The 23,692-nt window shown below is 43.7% G+C and carries 21 protein-coding genes and 1 pseudogene; 3 read left to right on the plus strand and 19 right to left on the minus strand.

Going from position 1 to position 23,692, the window contains the following annotated elements; all coding sequences use genetic code 11:
• Positions 1–68: 68 nt before the first annotated feature.
• From KJS52_RS06220 to KJS52_RS06245, 6 genes are all read right to left on the minus strand, one after another.
• Positions 69–1,535 carry a sensor histidine kinase gene (locus KJS52_RS06220; RefSeq protein ID WP_213513898.1) on the minus strand — a complete coding sequence of 489 codons (1,467 nt, stop codon included), beginning with the start codon at positions 1,533–1,535 and terminating at the stop codon, positions 69–71.
• 47 nt (positions 1,536–1,582) lie between these two features.
• Positions 1,583–2,263 (minus strand): response regulator transcription factor, encoded by a 681-nt coding sequence (locus KJS52_RS06225; RefSeq protein WP_213513899.1) that lies wholly within the window; start codon positions 2,261–2,263, stop codon positions 1,583–1,585.
• A 62-nt stretch (positions 2,264–2,325) separates the two neighbouring features.
• The gene (locus KJS52_RS06230) at positions 2,326–4,038 is read right to left on the minus strand and encodes a S1C family serine protease (protein ID WP_246563216.1); all 1,713 of its coding nucleotides are present in this window, start codon (positions 4,036–4,038) and stop codon (positions 2,326–2,328) included.
• Positions 4,039–4,260: 222 nt separating this feature from the next.
• Positions 4,261–4,878: a DedA family protein gene (locus KJS52_RS06235; RefSeq protein WP_213513900.1), complete on the minus strand. Its 618-nt coding sequence runs from the start codon at positions 4,876–4,878 to the stop codon at positions 4,261–4,263.
• 22 nt (positions 4,879–4,900) lie between these two features.
• Positions 4,901–5,545 carry a hypothetical protein gene (locus tag KJS52_RS06240; RefSeq protein ID WP_213513901.1) on the minus strand — a complete coding sequence of 215 codons (645 nt, stop codon included), beginning with the start codon at positions 5,543–5,545 and terminating at the stop codon, positions 4,901–4,903.
• Between the two features lie 13 nt (positions 5,546–5,558).
• Positions 5,559–5,879: a PadR family transcriptional regulator gene (locus tag KJS52_RS06245; RefSeq protein ID WP_306433574.1), complete on the minus strand. Its 321-nt coding sequence runs from the start codon at positions 5,877–5,879 to the stop codon at positions 5,559–5,561.
• A 171-nt stretch (positions 5,880–6,050) separates the two neighbouring features.
• Between KJS52_RS06245 and KJS52_RS06250 the strand changes: the two genes are divergently transcribed.
• Positions 6,051–6,647, plus strand: coding sequence for a Crp/Fnr family transcriptional regulator (locus KJS52_RS06250; protein WP_213513903.1), 597 nt, complete (start codon positions 6,051–6,053; stop codon positions 6,645–6,647).
• A gap of 178 nt (positions 6,648–6,825) precedes the next feature.
• On the opposite strand, the gene KJS52_RS06255 is transcribed toward KJS52_RS06250, so the two are convergent.
• The 6 genes from KJS52_RS06255 to KJS52_RS06275 all read right to left on the minus strand — a co-directional run bounded on the left by KJS52_RS06255 (position 6,826) and on the right by KJS52_RS06275 (position 12,419).
• Positions 6,826–7,758 carry a hypothetical protein gene (locus tag KJS52_RS06255; protein WP_213513904.1) on the minus strand — a complete coding sequence of 311 codons (933 nt, stop codon included), beginning with the start codon at positions 7,756–7,758 and terminating at the stop codon, positions 6,826–6,828.
• Between the two features lie 106 nt (positions 7,759–7,864).
• Positions 7,865–8,746 carry a carbohydrate ABC transporter permease gene (locus KJS52_RS06260; protein ID WP_246563218.1) on the minus strand — a complete coding sequence of 294 codons (882 nt, stop codon included), beginning with the start codon at positions 8,744–8,746 and terminating at the stop codon, positions 7,865–7,867.
• Positions 8,747–8,768: 22 nt separating this feature from the next.
• On the minus strand, positions 8,769–9,731 hold the full coding sequence (locus tag KJS52_RS06265) for an ABC transporter permease (RefSeq protein ID WP_213513905.1): 963 nt from the start codon (positions 9,729–9,731) through the stop codon (positions 8,769–8,771).
• A 67-nt stretch (positions 9,732–9,798) separates the two neighbouring features.
• Entirely contained in the window at positions 9,799–10,050 is a 252-nt protein-coding gene (locus tag KJS52_RS27320) for a hypothetical protein (RefSeq protein ID WP_246563220.1), read from the minus strand.
• A gap of 6 nt (positions 10,051–10,056) precedes the next feature.
• Positions 10,057–11,406 carry an extracellular solute-binding protein gene (locus KJS52_RS06270; protein ID WP_246563223.1) on the minus strand — a complete coding sequence of 450 codons (1,350 nt, stop codon included), beginning with the start codon at positions 11,404–11,406 and terminating at the stop codon, positions 10,057–10,059.
• A gap of 179 nt (positions 11,407–11,585) precedes the next feature.
• Positions 11,586–12,419: an AraC family transcriptional regulator gene (locus KJS52_RS06275; protein ID WP_213513906.1), complete on the minus strand. Its 834-nt coding sequence runs from the start codon at positions 12,417–12,419 to the stop codon at positions 11,586–11,588.
• Between the two features lie 140 nt (positions 12,420–12,559).
• Between KJS52_RS06275 and KJS52_RS06280 the strand changes: the two genes are divergently transcribed.
• Complete coding sequence (locus tag KJS52_RS06280) at positions 12,560–14,296, plus strand: glycoside hydrolase family 2 protein (RefSeq protein ID WP_213513907.1); 1,737 nt, start codon at positions 12,560–12,562, stop codon at positions 14,294–14,296.
• A 321-nt stretch (positions 14,297–14,617) separates the two neighbouring features.
• A complete protein-coding gene (locus KJS52_RS06285; protein ID WP_246563225.1) occupies positions 14,618–16,738 on the plus strand; it encodes a helix-turn-helix domain-containing protein in 2,121 nt (706 codons plus the stop codon).
• A 135-nt stretch (positions 16,739–16,873) separates the two neighbouring features.
• Here the strand turns inward: KJS52_RS06285 and KJS52_RS06290 are convergent, their stop codons facing one another.
• The 7 genes and pseudogenes from KJS52_RS06290 to KJS52_RS06320 all read right to left on the minus strand — a co-directional run bounded on the left by KJS52_RS06290 (position 16,874) and on the right by KJS52_RS06320 (position 23,314).
• Positions 16,874–17,524, minus strand: a complete 651-nt coding sequence (locus KJS52_RS06290) for a response regulator (protein ID WP_213513908.1) — start codon at positions 17,522–17,524, stop codon at positions 16,874–16,876.
• A gap of 1 nt (position 17,525) precedes the next feature.
• A complete protein-coding gene (locus tag KJS52_RS06295; RefSeq protein WP_213513909.1) occupies positions 17,526–18,560 on the minus strand; it encodes a sensor histidine kinase in 1,035 nt (344 codons plus the stop codon).
• Positions 18,561–18,562: 2 nt separating this feature from the next.
• On the minus strand, positions 18,563–19,354 hold the full coding sequence (gene liaF / locus KJS52_RS06300) for a cell wall-active antibiotics response protein LiaF (RefSeq protein ID WP_213513910.1): 792 nt from the start codon (positions 19,352–19,354) through the stop codon (positions 18,563–18,565).
• A gap of 207 nt (positions 19,355–19,561) precedes the next feature.
• Complete coding sequence (locus KJS52_RS06305) at positions 19,562–20,950, minus strand: methyl-accepting chemotaxis protein (RefSeq protein ID WP_213513911.1); 1,389 nt, start codon at positions 20,948–20,950, stop codon at positions 19,562–19,564.
• A 264-nt stretch (positions 20,951–21,214) separates the two neighbouring features.
• Positions 21,215–21,445 carry a hypothetical protein gene (locus KJS52_RS06310; RefSeq protein ID WP_246563244.1) on the minus strand — a complete coding sequence of 77 codons (231 nt, stop codon included), beginning with the start codon at positions 21,443–21,445 and terminating at the stop codon, positions 21,215–21,217.
• 179 nt (positions 21,446–21,624) lie between these two features.
• Positions 21,625–23,081 (minus strand): annotated as a pseudogene (locus tag KJS52_RS27885) (uracil/xanthine transporter).
• 71 nt (positions 23,082–23,152) lie between these two features.
• On the minus strand, positions 23,153–23,314 hold the full coding sequence (locus tag KJS52_RS06320; RefSeq protein ID WP_213513912.1) for a hypothetical protein: 162 nt from the start codon (positions 23,312–23,314) through the stop codon (positions 23,153–23,155).
• Positions 23,315–23,692: the final 378 nt, after the last annotated feature.

Raw genomic sequence — 23,692 nt, forward strand, 5'->3', positions numbered from 1 at the left:
AATCCAGCAACAGCATAAAACGCCCTTCCGCTTCAAGCTGTTCTATTCATTATAGACCATTGCAACGCTTAGGAAAAGTCTATCGGCAGCCAGACTATAAATGTCGAGCCTTTGCCTTCCTCTGTTGTTACCTCAACGCTGCCTTGATGCTCATCCAAAATCCACTTGGCTATCGCAAGCCCAAGGCCGGTTCCAGGCGTTACGCCACGCGATTCGTCAGCGCGGTAGAAGCGGTCAAAAATATGCGGAACCTGCTCTGGATTCATGCCAAGTCCCGTATCGCTAATTACCCATGCCATATGAGTATCAGTAGCCTGCACCGACAGTGTTACACTTCCTTGCGGCGTATACTTGAACGCATTTTCAATGAAAATGAACAACAGCTGCTGCAGGAAATCTTCATTGCCATACACATCGATGCCTTTCAATGCTGCAAGATCGCCCACCTCCCAGTCGGCTTGACGCGGCAACAGCTGCGCGCGGCGCACAACGGCTTCAGTTAGTGACAGCATGTCGACCTTGCTCTTATCCATTACATAACCAGCATCTGCGCGGGCAAGCGCCAGCAAATCATTGACCAGCGTTGACATCCGCTTCGCTTCCGCTGAAATATCCAGCATTGCTTCCTTCGATAGCTGGAAATGATCCTGAGAAAGCGGCACGATGCTCATTCCGTCCTGCTGCAAGCTTTGCTTGGTCTGCGACCACATTTTCTCCAGCAAATCGATATTGCCGCGAATCGTAGTCAGCGGCGTCCGCAGCTCATGCGAGGCATCAGAGACAAAGCGGCGCTGCGCCTTATAAGCCTCGTCCAGCTCGTTATACGCTTTTTCCAGCCGCGACAGCATCAGATTCAAGGTGTTGACCAGCGTGCCAATTTCGTCATTTACCGGAGATGTCGGGATACGTACACTAAGATCGGAGCCATGTTCAATTGTTTTGGTCGCGTCAATTACTTTTTCAATCGGGCGAAGCGCTTGTCTTGCAATGAGCATCCCAACAGAAAAGGCAATCAATACTGATAGCATCGCTGAAAGGATCAAGCTGTTAAGCAGCCCTTTTAGAAATTGCTCCTCATTGTATGGAATCGCCCCAACCTGCAGTAAGCCGACCAGCTCATTATTGCTTAAGACGATCGGACTTTGGTACATAATCATATTGTACTTTTTGGAGTCAATCGTAATCTGGGTTTCGACAAAGCCGGACTGTGGATAGGCTTCAGCCTCAGGATATGGCAAGTAAAGACCTTGATCAACAAGGTTAGTGGAGCGACGTATTTTCCCATTGCTGTAGTTGATTAATTGCACATACATATTTTTGCCTTCAATACGTGATTGACGATCCAGATTCAAGTCCAATGAATTAAACACAAGCGTCCCTGTAACACCGAGCTTTTCAGTCTGTGTACGAACCTCTTCCTTCAGCTCGGAATACGTATTCCAGCTAATAAACAAATACACGATAATACCGAATATTAATAATGCGCCAGCCAGCATTGCTGAATACCATAGCGTTAATCTTAGTCGCAGTGACAATGCTCTAACCCGCCTCTCCTTTAAAACATGTGGGCATAGCGAGAATCTTATTTAAGCACATAGCCGGTACCGCGCACTGTAACAATAATACGGCTTGCTCCGCCTTCCTCCAGCTTTTGGCGAAGCATGGCTATGTAAACCTCCAATACATTCGATTCCCCGCTAAAATCATAGCCCCAAATTTTCTCCATAATGGTATCGCGCGTCAAAACCCGCTTCGGATTTTGCATAAACAGCAGCAGCAGCTCGTATTCCTTAGAGGTCAGCTCGATTCTTCTGCCAGCCCGTATCGCTTCCCGCGCATCGAGATCGAGCACAAGATCCTCGAAGGTCAGCACGCTTTCCTGCTTGTTGCTTCGCTCTGCTTTGCGGCGGAACAAGGCGCGCGCTCTTGCTAACAGTTCCTCGAGCGCGAATGGTTTAACGACATAATCATCAGCACCGAGATCCAGGCCCTTGACACGATCATTAATTTCATCCTTTGCTGTCAGCATTAAAATCGGCACATCGCTGCCGCTTTCGCGAATGCGGCGACATACCTCCATGCCGTCTATATAAGGCATCATCACATCGAGAATAACGAGATCCGGCTCCTTGAGCATAAAGCTTTTCAAGCCATCCGCTCCATTATTGGCTATGCTGACCTCATAGCCCTCAAATGCTAGCGATCTTCTAAGCATCGACGTAATGCGATCATCATCATCTATAACTAATATAGAATGTCTCATCAAGCTCCCCCCTTAAACAAGGACGCAGAGATTACTCCCTGCGTCCTTACATTTTACATAAATTATAAGCCAAATTGGTTTTTGTCGCCAATTTCAATTGGCAGTGGAACCTTTTCACCGTCACGAATTACGGTAAGCTCGATAACATCGCCAACTGCCTTTTCTCCAATATAGCCCGTTATATCCGTTGTCTTTTTCATTTCCTTGCCGTCAATAGAGACAATCACATCATATTGCTTCATGCCGCCCTTATAAGCAGGCGAGTTGTAGTAAACATTGCGTACAATCGAGCCATCTGTGCTGTCGAGACCAAGCTGAGTTGCAAGGTTTTCAGTCAAGTCCTGCAGATCAACCCCAATAAACGGCGATGCGTCAACTGGAAGTGCTTCATTGTTTTTAAGCGATTCAAGCACCTCTGTAATCGTCGAGGTTGGAATCGCGAAACCAATGCCTTGCGCTGTAGAGCTTACTGCAGTATTAATGCCAATGACCTCGCCATTCATATTAAGCAGCGGTCCGCCAGAGTTGCCCGGGTTAATCGAAGCATCTGTTTGCAGCAGGTTTTGATAATGGCGCGTCCCTTCCGAGTCAGGAATATCAATCGGACGCTCCTTCGCACTAATGACCCCTACGGTCAGCGTATGGTCAAAACCATTAGGATTGCCGATTGCCAGTACCCAGTCGCCGATTTTAGTGTCATTAGAATTGCCAAGCGGTAATGTAGGGAATGCTTGATCGCCCTCGATTTTCAATACCGCCAAATCAAGCTCATAGCTTGAGCCTAGCTGAGTTGCAATAAATGGTTCCTCATAGCCTTCAACAATAACCCGAATTTCCTCTGCATCCGAGATAACATGCTGATTCGTCAAAATATAGCCGGATGATTCGAAGAAGAAACCGGTACCCATCCCTGTCTGCTGCAGCTCCTGCGAGTTTTCCTGCTCATTATTAGGTATGGAGTTGCCAAAAAACTGTCTGAAGAACGGATCGTTGAACAGAGAGTTTGCACTATTGCGTGCCGGCTTGGAGAAGGTTTCGATTTTTACAACCGCCGGGCTGGAAGCTGTAAACAGCTCGGATATATTGTCCGGGCGATCCATCGGCAAAGAGCTAGTTGTGCCTGTCGCAGTTCCGCCACTGGATGTTGAACCGCCGCCGCTGCTGCCACTGTTATAGGAATTGTTTTGCGAAACGACAGCTTCGTTGGAGAACCAGTTCTGCACATCAGCCGTATACATTAGCAGACCCACTACTACAACACCAGCCATAAAAGATAAAAACATTTTACCGAAGCCGCCAGAGCGGTTCTTCTCTTTTTTGGCAGATAACGGGTCTCCGCCGCCTGACGATGTGGTAAACGGACGGACCGGAGCAGCTATGGAAGCAGATTGCTGCGCTGCTGCGCTATAACCTGTACCATACTGAGCTGCTGCCCCTTGAACGTTCGCGGCGCCATTGTACGGGCTTGAGCTGTCATGTGCCGGATATGAAGGCTGCACCGTCTGCATCGGACGTGTCTGCCCATAAGAATAATAGGTTGGGCCTTGTGATTTTATAGGCTCTTGTTTTGGAACGCTGCTATTGTCAATTGGCGTATACTCGGCATCCTCAATACCAGGCTTGCTTGGCTCTGAATAGCTTGAGCTTGCTGGAGCATACGGCTTCGTATGTTCGTAGTTATCGCTAGATTGCTGCGTGCCTGACTCAGATTGACCGGCAGCATTGGTTTTACCTTGCTCATTTTCAAAAAACTTATCACGGTTATCGTTATTCATAGAATAACTCCTCCTGTCTATGTGAAACATGATCTCGTATTGGATAATTCTATCTTGCACAAACTACCTTAAAACAAACTTAAAAAATGATGAAAATCGAATAAAAAAGCGAAGGAACGCCCTGTACAGCAGCCGCAATTGATTACCCCAACAAGGTATTGCGTCACGTCTACACTAAACTAGGGCAACCATTCGCTCTGTAGAAACTATTATACCAATAAATTATCCATTTTTCTTCAAGATCCGTTTGCGAACAAAGACGAAGCCAAAGACAACCAGGCTTAATGCTAAAAGAATGTACACTACATTAGAATAAATGTCCATATAGCTTACAATTGATTCCCAGGATGCGCCAACTGCAGCGCCAATATAGACAAGCGCAATATTCCAGATTAAAGAGCCCAGCGTTGTAAGCATCAAAAAAGGGAGAAAGCTCATACGCGTACTCCCTGCCGGGATGGAAATCAGGCTGCGAATCAACGGCACCAAACGCCCAAAGAACACTGCCCTGGCACCATATTTATCAAACCAGGCATGGGCTTTCCGGATATCTTCAGGCTTCAGCCGCAAAATTTTGCCGTAGCTTGTAATAATCGTTTCCAGACGGGAGACAGACAGCATTCTTCCGACGCCATAGAGACAGATGGCACCAACAACCGAACCCGCTGTTGCAGCCAAAATGACCCCGATTATTGTCATGTTTGATGTAGTGGTCATAAATCCGCCAAACGTCAAAATAACCTCTGATGGAATTGGGGGAAACAGATTTTCCAACGCAATCAGCAAAAATATGCCTAAATACCCGTAAGTGTCCATAATCTCAGTAATCCAATGCTCCATTCGTAAACTCACCCCTTATCTTTTAAGAGAAATAGTTCTTAAGCTTTCTGTAAATAAATTTGTCCAATATTTTGTACAGAATCCGTAAAGCGATAAGACAAATGCCATAAACCGCAAAGACAGTTTCCAATATAAACAAATAGAGCGAGAATGAATTCGTAGCCTTCTCAATCAATATAAGGATTAGAACCGCTGCTAAGGACAAGGAGCCGTAGCCAAGCAAATAATGGTGACCATGGGATTCGAAAGGACTTGTATGCTTGGACATAGACAGGAACTCCTTGACTTTAAACTGATTAATCGCCTCCGTAGCGGCTTCCTCCTTGGTTTTCCCTTGCAATTCGAGATCGGCCGCAAAATCCTCCAAGTAATTCAACAGCTCTAGCTTGTCGTCCTTGCCTAATGCAAGCTGGTCAACATAGGCTTGAATATCCTTCTGCTTCCGATATAAGCTGTTGATTCGAAAATGCCCGACGTAATTCATCCCTCCCCAAATGGTTGCCAGCGCAAATGATGTGAAATAGGCAATAGATAACCAGAATTGGTCACTCGGATTAAAATGTTCGTCAACATAGAAGGTGAATATACATAGCATCGCGGAAATCAGCAATAGCCAGGCATATTTTAGCTCCTTCAAACTGAAGATTTTTCGCAGCAAATTCGTCATACTATCACCCCCATCAAATAAAACGATTTACGATCTCGGCTGTCTTTTCCCAATCCGCAATCATTTTTTTCAGCATGCTTTGACCTTCTTCTGTTACCGTATAATATTTGCGGCGTCCTCCATGGCTTTGATCTCCCCAGTAGGCCGAAATTGCCCCCTGCTTCTCCAGCCGTTTCAAGGAAAGATAAAGTGTAGCCTCCTGAATTTCGAACTCCCCTTCTGTTCGTTCCTTGATCGCTTTCGAAATTTCGTAACCGTAATTATCTCGCCGTACAAGCGCAGACAGAATGAGAAGATCGATCGTACCTTTCAGCATTTCAGCATTCAAAGACATTACCTCCAACTACTCAATTTAGTTGAGTACTTTGTTATCATAAGCTATATTACTTAATAATGCAAGGTACTAAATAAAATTACATTGTTTTCAATTAAATTTCTAGCATATAATAGCCAAAAGTTCATTTGACTCAAGGTAGGAGTGATCACCATTAGTTTGATGGATAGGATGCCAGATGAAGTAAAGAAAATGCTGCTCCGAAAAACGTTTAATGAAAACGAGACGATTCTTTTCGCAGAAAATGAAAACCATTATGTTTATTTTTTAATGGAGGGTAAAGCCGAAGCTTACGTGCCTAATCTGCATGGCACCTTTGTAAATATACATCTTTATGAACCAGGAAGTTTTTTTGGGGAGTTGGAACAATTCTATGTGGGCAGAAAGCCTGTAGAAATTTCTGCTATGACGCCTTGTGTGGCGTATGCGCTTCACAGAGAGGACTTTTTTGACTGGATGAAAAAAGATTTTGAGGTTACAAAGCTGATTATAAAGGAAATTGCATATAAGCTAATCACAAACAGTGAATACATAGAGGAGCTTTCACTTTTAACGGTCAAGGAGCGACTGTTGCGCTGTGCAGCTAACCATTATCGCCGAGGAGATATAGACAAGCTCACCAAGGAGCAATTAAAAAAGGAAATTAACGCTCCCATAAGAAGCATTAATCGGGTAATAGCAGAGTGTGACCGGCAAGGGATACTATCTTATAAAAATCAACAATTAAAAATTTTAGACATAGCAAAATTGCAAGCTTACTTGCGTTAAAGCTATATTGTTAATGCAAGCCTTCCAATAAGCCCATTGCTAGATACATGGACTCATTGGGAGGCTTGCTTTTGCAGCTGCTGTTAGTGGACTAAACTGTACATATAAGCATCAAGAAACTGCCCGTTCTTATACACAGATTTTCTCAATAATCCTTCCAATACAAAGCCGCATTTTTCTACGATTTTGCACTTAACAAAAGAAACCGATCCAGGCCGACTCCGCTTATTAAGCAACGTTCTTTTTTACTGCCGAGCATTTGGCCAATCCAATCAACAAATCCACCATCGCCAATCATCATTTTTTCATGCTCAGTCTCCATATATATTTGAAAATTGATGCCCTGATAATACTTGTTGTCTACATCGTCATAATCAAAGGAAAGCGGCGTATCAGGAAATGATGTTTGTACCACTTCAGTCATTTTGTCGAAAAAGCCATCACCGTCTGTATATCCGCCTCTTTTCCGTAAAACGATCGATAACGTTGCATTGAAGTGTTCTTTGAGCAACTCTTTGTAAAATTGCAAATGCTTCATAAGAAGCTGCTTCTCACAGCTGTAAGACCCTGTATCTTTCCCTGAAGATACCATGCAAAAAAGACCAAAATGAGCAAAAAAACCTTTGCCCGAAAACGCTTGTGCCCGAACAACTCTTCCTGTTGTAGCATAATGCACGGGGGGCGTATTACTCTCGATCCTCCGCTTTATTCTGTCAGCAATAATGATAGCCACCATATTGGAGGGGTCGGACAACGTTTCCGTTCCACGCAATGCGCTTACAACATTGTATTGGTCGACGCAGCCAAAAGCACTGCAACTGCCAAGAGGCGCAGAGGGTGAAAGCAGAACCGTTTGCATATTCATTTTCTGTGCTGCGGTCAATAGCTGTGCTTCTAACGCATGGAATTTGACAGGGTCAATATCACTGGGCTTAGAGAAACGGTTAACTTGATACGCTTTTAAGATATCCACAGGGGTCATCTTATCCGTTTGCTTTTCAAACAGTTCTAATAATAGCGAATTTAAGTCTGCCTTTGAAAGAGAAAGAAGCTTCTCTATCATTTTCTGATCGTCAATTTCCTGCAAAATTCTTTGCAAAATTTTACTCATGGGCACCACCTTCATTTCGGACTATAATTTGTATATTCAAAATTATAGTCCGTAAGGCGTGTACAGTTAAGGTCAAATGACCAAAGCATCCTTAGTGTGCCATTTTTTATTCCTTAAGCGCACCGATTAATACACCATGCACAAAGTACTTCTGAAGGAAAGGATAAATTAACAAGATCGGCAGTGTAGAGACAATGATCGTTGCATACTTAATCGTGACGCCTATATCTGCACGATCGCTAGTTGCAGCTCCAGTCATCATATTATCCGTGCTATTAGAAATTAATATTTCTCTAAGAATTAATTGAAGTGGAAACAGCTCTCGATCACGCAGGTAAATCAATGCGCTAAAATAGGAATTCCAATGTCCTACGGTATACCATAATATCATGACCGCAATAACCGGGAGAGACAACGGCAAAATAATTCTAGTCAGGATCACCCAATCATTCGCTCCATCTATCCGCGCGGACTCCTCTAAGCTAACCGGTATACCTTGAAAAGCGGTTCTCATAATAATTAAATTGAATGAATTGATCGCACCGGGCAACAGAAGTGCCCAAGCGGAATTCAAAAGTCCAAGACTATTTACAAGCAAGAAGGAGGGAATAAGACCTCCGTTAAACACCATCGTTATGACGATTAAAAACATTATAGGATTTTTAAGCAAAACGCCTTGTCGCGATAACGCATATGCACCCAGCGTAGTCATAACCAGGTTAATTGCTGTACCAATTACGACATAATAAAGTGTATTACGATAGCCTACCAGAATCATCGGGTTCTCCAATACCGCTTTGTACGCTTCTAAACTAAATCCTTTAGGAAATAATAACAAGCCGCGAAAACGAGCCATTTCCGTTGGATCGCTTAGAGAAGCGAATAGGATGTAGATGAACGGATATAATGTAACGGTACATAATAATAGCATGAAGCCGACATTAAACCATGAGAATATAGACTCGCCAACAGAACGTTTATAGGTCACTCTTCTGCTCCTTTCTTCTCCTTTACCACAGCTTATGATCACTTACAGCTTTACTAATCGTATTGGCTAACATAATTAGGATGAAGCTAACAATCGAATTGAATAATCCCACTGCAGCCGAATAACCAAAATCAGCACCTAAAATTCCTTTTCGATATACGTAAGTGGAGATGACATCAGCCGTTTCGTACGTTAACGGATTATACATTAGAATGATCTTCTCACTGCCTACAGACATCATCGAACCTATATTTAGGATAAGTAAAATAACGATCGTTGGCATTATTCCCGGGAGCGTGACGCTCAGTGTCTGCCGCCAGCGTCCTGCACCATCTATACGAGCAGCATCATAAAGAGAGGGATCGATCGTGGACATTGCTGCTAAATAAATAATCGATCCCCAACCAACACCTTGCCATACACCAGAGGATATATATAAGGAGCGAAACCATCCAGGCTCCTGCAAAAATGCAATTGGCTCCATGCCAAACATCGCTAAAATATTGTTAATGAGACCATCTCGTGCCACAAAATCTACAAGCATCCCAACAACAACGACGATGGATATGAAATGCGGTAAATAACTAATGGTCTGGACAACTCTTTTAAAGAATTTTAGGCGAAGCTCGTTAAGCAGCAACGCTAAAATAATCGGTGCAGGAAATGCAAACAGCAATTCGTACAGGTTAATTAATAGCGTATTGCGAATAAGACGCCAAAAAAAATGATTCTCAAAAAAACTTTGAAAGTGAGCAAAGCCAACCCATGGGCTGCCCCATACTCCATCTGCTAATCCATAATTTTTAAACGCAATTAGTAGTCCATACATCGGACCATAATGAAAAATAGCGTAATATACAATAACCGGCAGCAGCATAAGGTAAATGTAGCGATTGCGAATCAAATCTCTTCCCAACACGGTTAGCTTGCTGTCCTTCCGATCTCTCGCAAGTAACGATGCCCTGTTTTTGTTCAAGCTTGACATGAGGCGGCCCTCCAATTTCCCTCCAGAATAGCCAGCTTGATCACTACCTATTCTGGAATTGGTGATTCTATCTGTTGTTATAGCGTTCTAATGCTGCTTGCTGAATTTGTATAGCCTCTTCAATGCCAAGAGCCTTAATCGTCTCTACAAATTTATCGAAGTTATCCAATGATTCAGCACCCATAATGAACTTCAGGATCATCTCATCCTTGTACGTATTGATATCCGTCATTATCGAAGCAAATCTACTGCTATCCTCGATGGCAATGCTGACAGGAGGAATTCGTTTTTCATGCGTTGGACTAGACCATGCCTGCATCGCATCCTATTGCTCAGGCTTCGTCGTATATTGCATTGAATGGCGAATATCCTGAACGAATGGACCCGAAGTAGCTCCCATTATATGCTTTCTGAATGATTGAGAGATAGGTAATCCATCCGGGTTTTTCAACACCTGCTCCGTATAAACAGGCTCACCATCGACAAGTGTAAATGTTTCTCCCTCTCTGCCAAAATTCATAATAAGCTTTCCTTCGTCGCTGTATAGATAATCCAAAAACTTCACAGTTTCAACCACATTTTTATTACTTCCAGTTATCGTTGCAAAAATACCTGTCACCGGATTATCAATATGACCGAATACTGGCTGTACTCCCGCATTTAGAGTTGGATACGTTGTTCCTGCAAGCTTGAACTCTGGTTGTACGTCCGACATCAAATCCATGTATTTACCTATTCCGCCATTAAGAAATAACACTAATGAACCCATTTGATTGCCTGTAACCTTGGCATCTACCATCTTGCCGTCGTTCGTAGCAAAATCCCGATCAAGCAGCCCCTCGTTATACCATTGATTCATTGTAGCCAAATATTGCTTAAAGCCCGGCTCAATTGGGCCATATTTCACCGTATTATTTTCCTGGAAGAAATCATTTGGTGTACCAAAAGCACCCGCAAAGGCCAGCTCACCCGCTACAATATGAATCGGAATTTCATCTGCTTCACCGTTTCCGTTCGGATCCTGCTCCTTAAACGCTTTCAAAACATGGTACCACTCGTCAATCGTTGTAGGAGAAGACAGCTTAAGCTTATCTAGCCAGTCCTGGCGAATTGCAGGACCGAGAAATACTTGCTGCGTAACCTCCTCACGAATGAACGGGAAGCCGATAATATCGCCATCATCGGTGGACGACATTTTTCTCCATTCCGGATTTTCATCCAATAATCTCTTGAGATTAGGTGCGTAATCCAAGTAATCATTCAATGGAATGATCTTTTTGTCAGCAATTGCCTTCATAGCGCCACCAGGATAGGCATTCCAGCCATAGACAATAACATCCGGTAATTTATTCGAAGCGACCATCAAATTAAATTGTTCGCCAAGCTGACCTTGTGCGGGATGCTGGAACTCAATATCGACACCTGTTTTTTCTTGAATCACCTGCCATGCCGTCACTTCATCATAGCTTTTCATAATCGCAGCAGCATCTGGAAATAGCTCAATCCAAAACGATAGCTTTGTTAATGCTGGAGCATTTTCTGATGAATGCTGATCCCCTTCCTCCTGCTTATTAGTCGTGGCATTTCCCGAACTGCAACCGACAAGTGCTGTTAAAATGAGAGTCAAACAAATTGCGAAACCTGTAAACCTTTTAACGTTCATTAGTAGTGACATACAACACTTAACCTCCTATTTTTTCATGTAGGTCGTGAGGTAGCTCATTCCCCACGTCGATGAGTATATCGAGAAAGCTGATCTGCGAATATAATCTAAACTTTGACTGCATTGACTTTAGTTAAGATTAACGGCTAACCATTTTTAAATTGGGGTTACAATTTTTAAACTTGCTCCATTTACTTCGCTAATTTACGATATTCCGTTGGCGAGATGCCATTTCGTTTTTTGAACATCTTACTGAACTGATATACATCAGAATGACCGCAGTCAATTGCGATTTGCGATATCGGATCTCCTGTATGCTTAAGTCTGAGCAGTGCATGCTCATTTCTTAGATTTTCAAGATATTCCTTTGGGCTGCATCCATATCGTGCTGAAAAGCATCTCCGCAAATATACTGGTGAAAAGCCGGATTGCTGAGCTAATTTCGTTATTTTAGTATCGGAAGCAAAATGCTCATCCAACATGCTTTTAAACCAGCGTACAACTTCAGCAATTCCCTTTTCATTGCTGCGAACCTTGCGATCGTTGATAATCTCCTGTAGTTCAGCAATTAACCGGTACCACTCTGATTTTGTTTTTACCTCCTGGACGTGATCGCCTGGTACCCATTCCCGCTCTAATTGCTGAAACTTGCTGCTAATCACTCCAGCCTGATCCTGTTGAAGCGGTGTCAAAAATGGTAAATTCAATCGTTCTATCGTTTGGGGTGGCTCCCACCCATGCTCACTCTTTATAAGCGAGGCACAATCAAAAAACAGCATCGTCATGCGCAGTGGCAGAGCCTCCGATGATTTCATGTAAAGCTTCAAGCCTGGCCATAAATATACGAATGTATTACCTTCTACCTCGTATTCCTCGCCTTCGCAATAAAAAACACCCTTGCCGCTATGTATGTAATAAAACGTATGTCCAGATGTACTCTGTCGAATATCCTCCCAGCCAGGTATTGCTGGTTTGGCAATAATCCAGTCAATATGAACGGCCAAGCTTCCTAATGCGATTGTCATTCGTATCCCCCTCTACCATAGTATCATTTATGATAAATCTTTTAGATTGTTTTTGCCATTGTTCTACACTCAGGCAGGGTGATATACTCCGTGTCATAATCATTATATTATCTCAAATAACATTGAAGGAGTTGGTCAAAATGATTCGGGCATTTCAGCAGCATCTACTTCGTGATTGCCGTTTTCTGAATGAATTGTGGGATTTCGTTTTTGACAAAGATAATGTCGGATTAACTCAGGAATGGAATAAAAATTTCCCAAGCAGCTTCGATCGAATGCCAGTACCTGCATGCTGGAATAATGAGCTTGGCAAATACAACTATGAAGGAGTAGCTTGGTACCGCACTAATATTACACTAGAAAAGAGCAGTCATCTTCGTATCTTGCTTCATGCTGTGCTTGGTCATGCTGATGTATATTTGGACGGTGTTCATTTAGGATATCATTTCGGTGGCTACACTCCGTTTGACTTTGTTGTTTCTAATGTTGCTGAAGGCAGACATGAGCTGATTATTCGCACAGACAGTACGTTAGAGCACAACACAATTCCTACTCATGTTGTCGATTGGTTTCATTATGGCGGAATTATTAGACCAGTGGAGGTGCAGCTGCTACCGGATGTATCGATTGAAAGTATGAAGATGACTTACGAGATGACAGGGGAAACAAGCTCGAATGTAAAGATTAAGGTGAAGCTGCTTTCGATGGCTAAAGCTGCACTTGAAGTTCCTCTTGCCTTATACTGTGATGGACAATTGTTTTATGAAGACAAGATTATCGTTCAAGCCTCTGGACAGACAGAGGTTAGCATTGAACAAGCCTGGGACAATCTTGAACGCTGGGATGCTGAGAACCCTAAGCTTTATTATATTCGTGCAGCAACCGACCTGGATGATCGAACAGACCGTATCGGCTTCCGCACGATTGAAGTTAAGAACAAACGAATTTTGCTGAACGGTAAGGAGTTGTATCTACAGGGGGTAAATCGTCATGAGGAGCATCCGGAATGGGGCTTTGCATTTCCCAATAAGCTAATGACTAAAGACCTCGATATTATTCAACAGATGGGCTGCAACACCGTACGTGGTTCCCATTATCCGCAAAGCGAATACTGGCTCGACTTACTGGATGAAAGAGGAATTGTGTATTGGAGTGAAATTCCGATCTGGGGAGCATCGATTCCAGCTAAGGTTTTAGCAGACCCCATCTTTATTCAACGAGCAGTGACGATGATGGATGAGATGATTGAGCGCGATCTTCACCACCCTTCTATCTTGTTCTGGTCTGTCCACAATGAAATTGATACACGCTCCAAGGAAGCCTATGATCTTTCTCTTGAACTAATTAAGCTTGTGCGGAGCAAGGATCAATCACGGCTTGTTGTGTATGCAACGATGCATCCTATGTATGATATTTGTCTTGGATTATTTGACGTGAGCGGCATCAATTACTATGGCGGTTGGTATTTCGGCCATGTTGAATTTGATGAAATGCTTAACGTATTTCATGAACGCTGTAAGGAATACGGCGCAGAGAACATTCCTGTTTTGTTGACTGAATTCGGAGGAGCAGGCATATACGGGGACTCAGGCTGGGAGCCGCGTTTATTCAGTGAAGATTATCAAGCAGAGCTGCTAAGCAATGCATTAAAGCTATTTAGAGCTGACTCCAACATTAGCGGCACTTATGTATGGCAATTCGCCGATACACGAGCAGAACTGCATGGACCGCAGCCACATTTTAGAGATCGTGCACGCTCCTTTAATAATAAAGGAATCGTCAACGAGTACCGTAAGCCAAAGCTTGCTTATCGTGTAGTAAAGGATATTTATACGAACAACACTGACCCTTACTCGATGGGCTCTACGTTAAATTAATTGACAGCTGAAAAGTATGACTACTAAAGCTCAAAACCTCGAAACAACCAGTTTCTTTTATTTGTATCTGAGACTGGTTGTTTATTCCTTTTTACGAACAGTATAAGTTCCAAGAGGTGATGAATGTTGTTTTCGTTCATTCGCAGCATAAATGAAGAGCGCAGTCGTAGAAGTGTCTTCTTTAAGATGATTATTTCCAACTTCATTCTGCTTTTATTACCGCTCGCCTTATGGTTTGCGCTTTATTTAAATATCGAGAAGTACATGATTTCAGATGCGAAAAATTCAAATGCGGCGATGCTGGAGCAATTAAGGATCAATATGGATAACAATTTTGAAGAGGTAGCAAAGCTATCACAGCAAATCGTACTTAATCCAAAGCTGCATTACTTGCTGGAAAACGCAAGTAAAGAGTTATCGCAGCATTATAACCTTGTTGAATTTGCCAGGAATTACTTAAACCCTTATCCAAACGTGCTTCATAACAGCTTTATCTATGATTTTTACCTTTATTTAGATAACAGTGATTCGATTATGAAGCCTGGACTCGTAACCGATTCTCGCAGCTTCTATGAGTATTACTATCACTTTGACTATCTCACTTATGAACAATGGCGTGAGCAATTACGTACCTATCATGGTCAACACTATTATCCGACCTCCAATTTACGGATAAGTGATAATCCTAAGGACAAACCTGTAAAGGTCATCACCTTTTTGCAATCGCTTCCAATCGGAAATATAACGAACATTAAAGGCAGCCTTACGATATTGATAGATGAACAAAAAATTCATGAGATGACCAAGCACATTGAATTGGCCAATCAAAGTTCAATTTACCTCATTTCTCAAAGCCAAGATGTCATTAGCAGTACTGCTGCTGCACCACCTATACCAGCAGCACTATTTGATGAAATGAACGCAGATTCAGGCTTTTTCCGCTATAACTGGAATGACCAGAATGTAATTGTGTCCTATACGACCTCTAAACAGCTAGGCTGGTATTATCTCGCCGTTATTCCAGAAGAGCTATACTTAAAGGAAATGAAAGAAGTTAAGCGCTTCTCATTTGTGATCCTCGTCTTATTTCTTATGACAGGCAGCTTTGCTGCTTATAAAATTGCATACTACAACTACTCACCGATCAAGCGGGTGATTGAGACGATAACAGCAAGCAAAGCGAAGCCCCATCGAGTAGAGACGAATGAGCTGGACTTTATTATGGAAATGGTTAAAGTGTCATGGAATGAGGAAAAAGATATTAAAAATAAACTGAAGCAGCAATTACCCTTACTGCGTTCAAATTACTTGCACCGTTTAATTTACGGTTACATCGAGCCAATTCATCAAAAGAAGCAATCCTTTGAGTTTTTAGAGATAGATCTCCCTTATGCTAACTTTGCTGTTGTGTTGATTCAAATCGAGTCATTGAATAGATTCACCGCAAATCCAAGTGAAAAGCAGTGGGCATTGGCACGATTTATCATCTCGAATTTAGCCGTGGATGCTGCTTATGAGCAGCTAAGCATTTATGCAGTGGAGTTAGAGCGTGAGCGATTAGCGCTGATTGTGAATTTAGTGGAAGAGCCTATCGATGCTCAAACATCCCTTATTCAGAAATTCGTCTCGCAGCTGCAGCATTTACTGGAGAATCGTTTTAAATTAGATACCAGCTTTGCTGTTAGTCAGATACATTCAAGTATTGAACAGCTCTCGGAAGCTTATGTCGAGGCAACGGCTGCCATGGAATATAAGCTAGTCAATGCAAGCTTATCGATCTTCTACTTCCACTCTATACGGCATGAACAGCTGCTATATCAATATCCTGTCGAAACCGAATTTCAACTTATTAACTTCATTCGAAGTGGTGATCGTGATAAGGTTGTTCAGCTATTGACCGAATTGTTCGATAAAAATTTGCGTAATGAAACGGCTGCTCCCGAGCTGGTAAGATGCTTGTTATTCAGTCTGGCTGGAACATTACTGCGAATACTTAATGCAGACTCTGCTTCATTCAAAAAGTTTACGGAGATAGATGCGAATCCTGTTCAGCAGCTACTTTCCTGCCGCACAACAGATGATATGTACTACAAAACGAAAGAGCTGTACTTAATCGTGACGGATTCATTCAAATCAGAACGAAGTGGGCACAATGAGCAGCTGCTTAAACAAATTCAGAGCTATATCGATGATCATTATGCTAATCCCAATATGAGCTTGAATTTATTAGCCGAGCATCTGCAGATTACACCTCAATATATCTCTCAAATATTCAAGAAGATGAGTGGTTTTAATTTTAGCAGCTACTTAACAACTGTACGTTTAAACCATGCAAAAAAGCTTATGGAGGACCCACAGCTAACGAATAGTCAAATTGCAACCATGGTCGGTTATACAAGCGATGTCGTATTTATCCGCGTATTTAAGAAGGCCCAGGGCTGACTCCAGGAAAATATAGAGAGAGCATCGCTCAATGCTCCCATTGATGTGATCCAATTAATCCGATGCATAAGAAACAATGGCGTGGCAATAGCAAAAGGAGCTCATGCTGCAATCCCGAGCTCCTCAGTAATTTTATTATTTATTCGCCCAGCCTTTGCGATGAGCCAGCACCGCAAGCTGGGTGCGGTCCTCGAGCTCGCATTTCATAAGCAGATTGCTGACATGCGTCTTAACCGTTTTGATGCTAATATGCAGCTCATCGGCTATTTCCTTATTGGATAGCCCGTCTGCAACGAGCAGCAGCACTTCCCGCTCCCGTTCAGTAAAGGTTTCATCTCCCTGCTGCGTACGCTGAACGCGCAAGCCGCGTGTAAGAGATTGCGACACCTCAGTCGTCATGACCGGCATCCCCTTCAGCGCACCCTTTAAGGCAAAAATAAGCTCCTCAGCGGATACCGTTTTCAGCACATAGCTAATTGCCCCTGCTTCAATCGAATGATACACTTTTTCATCCTCAAGAAAACTTGTCAGCATAACGATTTTAACTGAAGGATGTGCGGCGCAAATCGCTTTCGTTGCCTCAATTCCGTTCATTTCCGGCATCATCAGATCCATCAATATTAAGTCTGGCAGCTTCTCACAGCCTTGCAAATACTGTATCGCCTCGCGTCCATTGCTTGCTTCTGCTACAACACGAAACGACGGCTCCAGCATAAGGTAGGTTTTAAGCCCCAGACGTACCATATCGTGATCATCAACGATCATAATCTCAATGACTTGCTCCATATTAAATCTTTGGCTCCTTTTCCAGCAATTTCGGAATCGTCACTTTTACGATCGTGCCTCTTCCTTCCTTGCTAATAATCTCGGTATCGCCACTCAGCTTCTGCGCACGCTCCTGCATCGTCGAAAGTCCATACGACTTCCGCGTCAATGCCTCCTGCTTGAATCCTACGCCATCGTCCTCAAGCGTAACGATAACGCGGTTTTCTGTCTCGTATAGTGTAAGCTGACAGCTAGTGCATTGCGCATGCTTGACAACATTGGCCATTGCTTCCTGAATAATAAGAAACAATTGATGCTCCTTTGCTTCTGACAGCGTAGACTGAATCAAGTAGTCAAGGCGACCCTGTATATTATTTTGTCGGCAATAGTCAGGATACCAGTGATGCAGCGCCTCGGACAGGCTGCGATTTTCCAGCTCCATAGGGCGCAAATGTGCAATAAATTTGCGCATCTGCTGCTGTGCGTTGCTCGACATTGTAACGAGCTGCTTCATAACCTCAAGCGCCTGCTGCGGGTTAATTTCCTGCAGCTTTTGCAAGGAAGAAGCGCTCATATGAATCGCAAACAGCTGCTGACTGACGCTGTCATGCAAATCGCGCGCCAAGCGCTTTCTTTCCTCAAATACGGCTGCCTCAACTGAAGCAGCCTCCTGCAATACCTTTGCCTCGCCCAACACCTGAATGTAGGCCAGCTTCTGCTCGGTCTGCTCAAGAAAATCATTGAACTGTCTGTACCATTCCTGGTACGGATCATTTTCATCATATTGCACACGCGCTGAATAATCACCGTTATATGCATCCTTAACTGCATATTCAAGCTTATCCAGCGCAGCCTTTTCATTGCGTATGAACAATTTTGCCAAAATCGCACTTATAATAATGCTGGTGAGCAGCAGGATAATGATGAGTGTAAGCCAATTCAAGTAAGGCTCCAGCACTACATAGAGCACAACCGAGCATGCTGCAGTCAATACTCCGAGCAATATAACGTTTATGTTATAGCTGATACCTGCAATTAACAACTTGTTTTTGCTCATCGTTACCCTACCCTTTTCACTTTTACATCACCAATAAAGGTCGACACTTGAAGAAGCACCTTGCGATCGCATTCATGGTAGTTTGGCGTGCTTAAATCGTAAGAGCCCATTAGCCCCGACTCCTTCTGATCGATCAGCTTCGTATCGCCAATGAACGCATTCATTTGAATGGAAACACCCAGCGTTACATCGTTTGGTATATACACCTTTACATCGCCTATAAAAGCTGAAATTTGAATGCGTGTCTCCCCGTACGGGATATGCGCCTTCGACAGGTCAATTTTCATATCGCCGATAAAGGCTGACAAATTCATTGGCTTAAGCTCCCAGTGCTGCTTGCCGTAATGAATGTCTCCGATAAAAACAGATCGGTCGATGCTGCCGCCTGACGAGCTGTGCTTGCCATAATTATAGTTGTTGTAATCGTATTGTTTCGATTTCGGCCCTGTCTCTTCACCAGGAGGAAAAGAGCTGCCGTATAAAGGACTTTGTGTAGAATTGGCACCCACACCGCTCTTGCCTGGATTTACAGAAGAAAACGGCTCATCCCCTGGTGGCGGTGGTGGTGGCGGCGCCATATTAGGATTGTAATGATCCCATTGCTGTTCTTCATCATTTTTATTGCCATTTTGCCGAATCATTCTTACGCCGTACATCACAATTGCGACACCAACAAGCACCAATATGATTTTGCCGAGACTGATTGATAAGCCGAACTGTCTGGCGATAAACCAGCCGCCGATTACAATGATAACAAGCGCAATGCCGTACTTATCAGAAAATGATTTTTTCATTGTAATGTTCTCCTTTGTTTCATCATTGTTATAGCTTATGTACAAAGTATAGCAAAGGAATGCAAGCTGCTCCCAGCGTCGTGCGATTGAAATTCATCTCGGTCTGCAGACTGAGAAAACCAATCGACGGACAAGAAAATAAGGTGGAAGCCTATTTCCACCTTATCCTCTATTCGTTATTATATTGCCCCATCGAAGATCTGGCAATTAGCTTCGTATAGTCAGATCAATGCCAAGCACGCCAATAATTGCGCCTGCATCGCTATAAATCGGTACAGATAGCGTTTGACATAGCTCCTTTGTAATCGCTGACACGTAGTAGCCTGATTGAAAGCTCTCTCCCGCCATTGCCTGCTTCCACCAATCTCTGCCCTTTGCGTTAAGCAGACCTGCATCTGGAATAGACACAATAAACGAGCCGTCAGCGTTGTTGGACCAGATCGCTTCAACCTCCAGCTGCTGTTTAAGCAGAGCAGTCAGTCTCTCGCGATGCAATTGCGGATCAAGCGACTTGATCGCTGCATCCTGCGCTACAGTCTTCAGCCAGCTCATAATCGATTCTGTACTGGAGTTGGACACCTTGGATACAATATCAATTTCGACAAGACTGATCGCCTGCTTCAAATCGTTGGACGATTTGCCCATATTGCTGCGTATGCGGTCCAGCTTTGTTATTTGATCTCGCTGAATTTGGTTCATTTTCAGTGTGTCCTCGACGGCAACAAGCGTGCTGTTCACATGCTCGACAGCCTTTTGCAGGCGCTCCGTCACATAGTTCGTTTGCTCGGTTTGATTGATGCTAGACTCGCGCATATCATGAACAAGCTGATCCACCTCTACGATTCTCTCCGCAATTATATCCATGCGCTCCCGATTGGCGCCCATCTCTGCAACGCCGCGATCCACCGAATCGCGCTCGCGCTCAACAGCTTCGGTTACAAGCTGCACACCCTGCTCAATTTGAGCAACCAGTTCAGTAGACTGCTTGACAGTCTCACCGCTTTGCTCCGCGAGACGGCGAATTTCATTGGCGACAACAGAAAAGCCGCGTCCAAATTCGCCAGCGTGAGCCGCTTCAATCGAAGCATTTAATGCGAGCAATGAGGTTTGAGAAACGATAGCTTGAATTAATTTGTTCATTTCATAAATTTTCGAGGTATGCTCAATTAAATCCTGTATATGCTTCGTCATGCTGTAATTGTTTTGCTTCAAGTGCTGCATCATTGCTTCCGTCTCCTGCAAGGATTGCTGCATGTCCAGCGTAACCTGCCTGGTCTCGGAGCTTTGCTCAGTCAAGTGCTTGGAAGCATGGCTGATTTGCTCGGCGGCAGCGGACACTTCCTGCAAGGAAGAAAATGCTTCAATAATTTTGCTTGTAGCCAGCTTGCTGTAGCTGGTCAAGGTTTGCTCCTGCTGCTGCGCTTGATCCGCAATTGTGCTGAGCTGAACCATCGTTTGATCCACTTCATCTACAGCCGCTACAAGCTGGTCGGAGATTACGATTGATTCATTATAAAGCCCTTTCATTTGTTCGACGTAACGCGTGTTCTCTTGCTCCGTCTCACGCTTCTTCGCCCATGAAAATACGCTTGCCATATGTAATCTTACCCCCCGCTCGTTGTGATATAAGGTCATTATATATAAATGAAGCGATTAAGAAAAGAGTTAACACTGCACTTTTTGTTATAATTATGTTATATTATCTAACTTAATTTTTGTGTTTTTTTACAATGTTACATGAATAGAACAATAATAAGCGACATCCTCGCAAGCCGATTCATTGCAAGAGATGCCGCCTATAATGGATGACAGGAAGTTAGGGAGCAAGTTCGGGAGAAACTTAAGAGAAGCTGCACCAGCCTATAGCGCATACTCACGCAATAGCTGCTCGGTTGTCAGCTCTTGCTGTTCTTGCCGTTCTAGCTGCTCGTGCAAAAGCTGATGGTCAGCCCAGCAAGCACGGCATTTTTCTTCTGTTTCACAGCCAATCGCTTGCTCGCAATGATAGCACATCGTTAATAAATATTTCGTTACTTCGGTTGTCATCGCAACCACCTCAGCTTCCTTTGTGATGAGTCCAGTATAGCGCATTATTAGCATTCGTTATGTGATTTATTTCACAATATATTCGAGGAGCTGTTGTATTTTATAATCCATCGTATGAAATACGCTTGATATGCAATGGCATCGCCCAGCTCCTCGTTGAAGGCTGGGCGATGGCTGCCTCTTCATGCCAAAGTGATATGAAGCATGTAGCATGAAACGCGCCTTTAGGTCGACTCTTTAGCTTTTGAATTATAATTCGTTTCCAGCTTGGTGTTGTCATTAGCCTTGTCCCACTTTATTACCGATTCCAATACGATCGCCAGCAGTACTCCCATCATAAAGCCATTGCTTACAAGCGGCTGCAAAAGAGATGGCAAGCTTGTAAACAGCTTCGGATCTGCCATCATAATGCTTACCCCAAACAGCACTGGCGCAGCAATCCGATGTATGGTAACAGAATCAAATACATATGGCCGTATATTTTTTAGCGCTGTACCGAACAATTGCAAATAGGCGACAAACAGCACTGCATTCCCCAATGTAATCGGCAGCCGTGACAGCATAATGGCGAGCGAAGGAAACACCCCTAAGGCTACAATCATCGCACCGCCCCAAAAAAATGGCTTTTTCTCATAAATTTGCGTGCTTTCCAAAAAGCCGATAGCCGAAGCAAAGGGAGCATATGCGACCAAACCGAACAGCGAAGCCACTATGCTGTAAGCCCCTGTAAGCATTAATGAGCTGCGATATTGGCGCTTCTCAGGCGTATGCTTGTAAATGCCTGATGCCGCTTGTATCGAAGCAAATGTATTGCAAGCAGGCACGCGATAAATGTAATAATAATAACGCCAAGCTGCAAATTAGGCTGTCCTAACGGAAACAGATGCAGCCCTCCGCTTGCCTCAGCTCCCGCCGCCAAGCCGGTATCGCGTTGAAACAGCAAGCTGTATATCGGCCAGCCTGCTGCAATGCCGATCAGCAGCGAAAAATTGCTTACAACTTTGCTTCCTTTAATTTTGAGCGTTGCAACCACTAGCACAATAACAAGCGAAAATGCTGTTACTGGCACATCCAGCGAGCCGTCCTCAGCAACTCCAAGCATCCCGTCAAAGAAAATGACCGCAAGCTGAACCGAGAGCAGCAGCAAAAATACATTCATCACCATCGGCTTGAAAATGCGCTGCACATAGGGCACCGCTCCACATAAAGCAAGCAGCAACGTAGTTGCGCCAGCTAGCAGCATTCCTGTAGCGATCCCCCCTCCGACCTCCAGCAGTGTCAAGCCAAGGCTAGGCGCTGATGTCCCCAATGTAAGCATCATTCCCCATATCATGCCTGACGGCCCTTCAAGCAGCGGATAGCGATGTCCGATCCAACCCTGCAGTATACAGGCTATTCCTGTGACAATCAGCGATGTGCGCAATATTGAAACGATTTCACTTGCTGGCAGCTCAAAGGCTGCACCTATCGAAATTGGTACAACGACTACATTGACAAAAATAAAAAACATCCACTGCAAAGCTGCAAAAAACGTAACCTTTCCACTTTGTTGCCCCATAATCACCAATCCTATGTTTTCCTGCAAAGCATAATCTGCTCCCTTCGGAGCTACATACACGCCTTGACTTTTTATCAATTCTCCTATCGTACCATAAACTAAAAATAAATCCATACGTCGCATTAAAAATGACTTCAGCAAAACATTAAAAAGGCGATCAGCCCTGTAACAGGTGATCGCCAATAAGTAACGAATTAACGTTGATTGTTATTTGTTTGCTTTTTGAAAGATTGCTTATCGTTTTGTTGCTGTTGTTGACCTAGCTCTTGAGCAAATTCCGCATCTTGAACAGTGTTGAATTGTTGATCTTGCTGTTGTTGGTTTTGCTGTTGTTGTTGCTTGTTGCGTTTAGCCATCGTAATCACCTCCCAAGCTTTAGTATGGTTTGTTTCAACCAACCTATGCGCACTGGGAGATGACCTTTATTTGGCATGTTTGTTCGGCGCTCCGGAGCAAAGCATCCTCCAGTCGCTTTTTAAAGCCTGATGCTACGTTTTTAGTCATAGGTTGCATCAGGCTTTAAAGGCGACACACTTTCGTTTTTCGGATGCTTTGCTCCTTCGCTGTAGCTTTTTTCGTTTTGAGTATGCTAAGATGCGACGCAGCGTCATCAAAGAAGTTTAGCATTTTCAGCGCTACAGAGCTAAGCATCCTCCAGTCGCTTTTTAAATCGTAATGCTCTTATTTGAATTTTTTAAGGTTGCATTACGATGTTAAAGGCGACCCTCTGCGTT

This window comes from Paenibacillus montaniterrae (assembly GCF_018403185.1).
Taxonomy (GTDB): domain Bacteria; phylum Bacillota; class Bacilli; order Paenibacillales; family Paenibacillaceae; genus Pristimantibacillus; species Pristimantibacillus montaniterrae.

What these genes read in the sequence shown, in the direction of transcription:
- KJS52_RS06255 (WP_213513904.1), bottom strand. Translation starts at nt 7,758, where the DNA reads ATGAGTAAAATTTTGCAAAGAATTTTGCAGGAAATTGACGATCAGAAA.
- KJS52_RS06240 (WP_213513901.1), bottom strand. Translation starts at nt 5,545, where the DNA reads ATGACGAATTTGCTGCGAAAAATCTTCAGTTTGAAGGAGCTAAAATAT.
- KJS52_RS06275 (WP_213513906.1), bottom strand. Translation starts at nt 12,419, where the DNA reads ATGACAATCGCATTAGGAAGCTTGGCCGTTCATATTGACTGGATTATT.
- KJS52_RS06235 (WP_213513900.1), bottom strand. Translation starts at nt 4,878, where the DNA reads ATGGAGCATTGGATTACTGAGATTATGGACACTTACGGGTATTTAGGC.
- KJS52_RS06225 (WP_213513899.1), bottom strand. Translation starts at nt 2,263, where the DNA reads ATGAGACATTCTATATTAGTTATAGATGATGATGATCGCATTACGTCG.
- KJS52_RS06285 (WP_246563225.1), top strand. Translation starts at nt 14,618, where the DNA reads ATGGATAACAATTTTGAAGAGGTAGCAAAGCTATCACAGCAAATCGTA.
- KJS52_RS06320 (WP_213513912.1), bottom strand. Translation starts at nt 23,314, where the DNA reads ATGGCTAAACGCAACAAGCAACAACAACAGCAAAACCAACAACAGCAA.
- KJS52_RS06280 (WP_213513907.1), top strand. Translation starts at nt 12,560, where the DNA reads ATGATTCGGGCATTTCAGCAGCATCTACTTCGTGATTGCCGTTTTCTG.
- KJS52_RS06270 (WP_246563223.1), bottom strand. Translation starts at nt 11,406, where the DNA reads ATGTCACTACTAATGAACGTTAAAAGGTTTACAGGTTTCGCAATTTGT.
- KJS52_RS06245 (WP_306433574.1), bottom strand. Translation starts at nt 5,879, where the DNA reads ATGTCTTTGAATGCTGAAATGCTGAAAGGTACGATCGATCTTCTCATT.
- KJS52_RS06295 (WP_213513909.1), bottom strand. Translation starts at nt 18,560, where the DNA reads ATGAGCAAAAACAAGTTGTTAATTGCAGGTATCAGCTATAACATAAAC.
- liaF (WP_213513910.1), bottom strand. Translation starts at nt 19,354, where the DNA reads ATGAAAAAATCATTTTCTGATAAGTACGGCATTGCGCTTGTTATCATT.
- KJS52_RS06265 (WP_213513905.1), bottom strand. Translation starts at nt 9,731, where the DNA reads ATGTCAAGCTTGAACAAAAACAGGGCATCGTTACTTGCGAGAGATCGG.
- KJS52_RS27320 (WP_246563220.1), bottom strand. Translation starts at nt 10,050, where the DNA reads ATGCAGGCATGGTCTAGTCCAACGCATGAAAAACGAATTCCTCCTGTC.
- KJS52_RS06305 (WP_213513911.1), bottom strand. Translation starts at nt 20,950, where the DNA reads ATGGCAAGCGTATTTTCATGGGCGAAGAAGCGTGAGACGGAGCAAGAG.
- KJS52_RS06250 (WP_213513903.1), top strand. Translation starts at nt 6,051, where the DNA reads ATGCCAGATGAAGTAAAGAAAATGCTGCTCCGAAAAACGTTTAATGAA.
- KJS52_RS06310 (WP_246563244.1), bottom strand. Translation starts at nt 21,445, where the DNA reads ATGCGCTATACTGGACTCATCACAAAGGAAGCTGAGGTGGTTGCGATG.
- KJS52_RS06290 (WP_213513908.1), bottom strand. Translation starts at nt 17,524, where the DNA reads ATGGAGCAAGTCATTGAGATTATGATCGTTGATGATCACGATATGGTA.
- KJS52_RS06230 (WP_246563216.1), bottom strand. Translation starts at nt 4,038, where the DNA reads ATGAATAACGATAACCGTGATAAGTTTTTTGAAAATGAGCAAGGTAAA.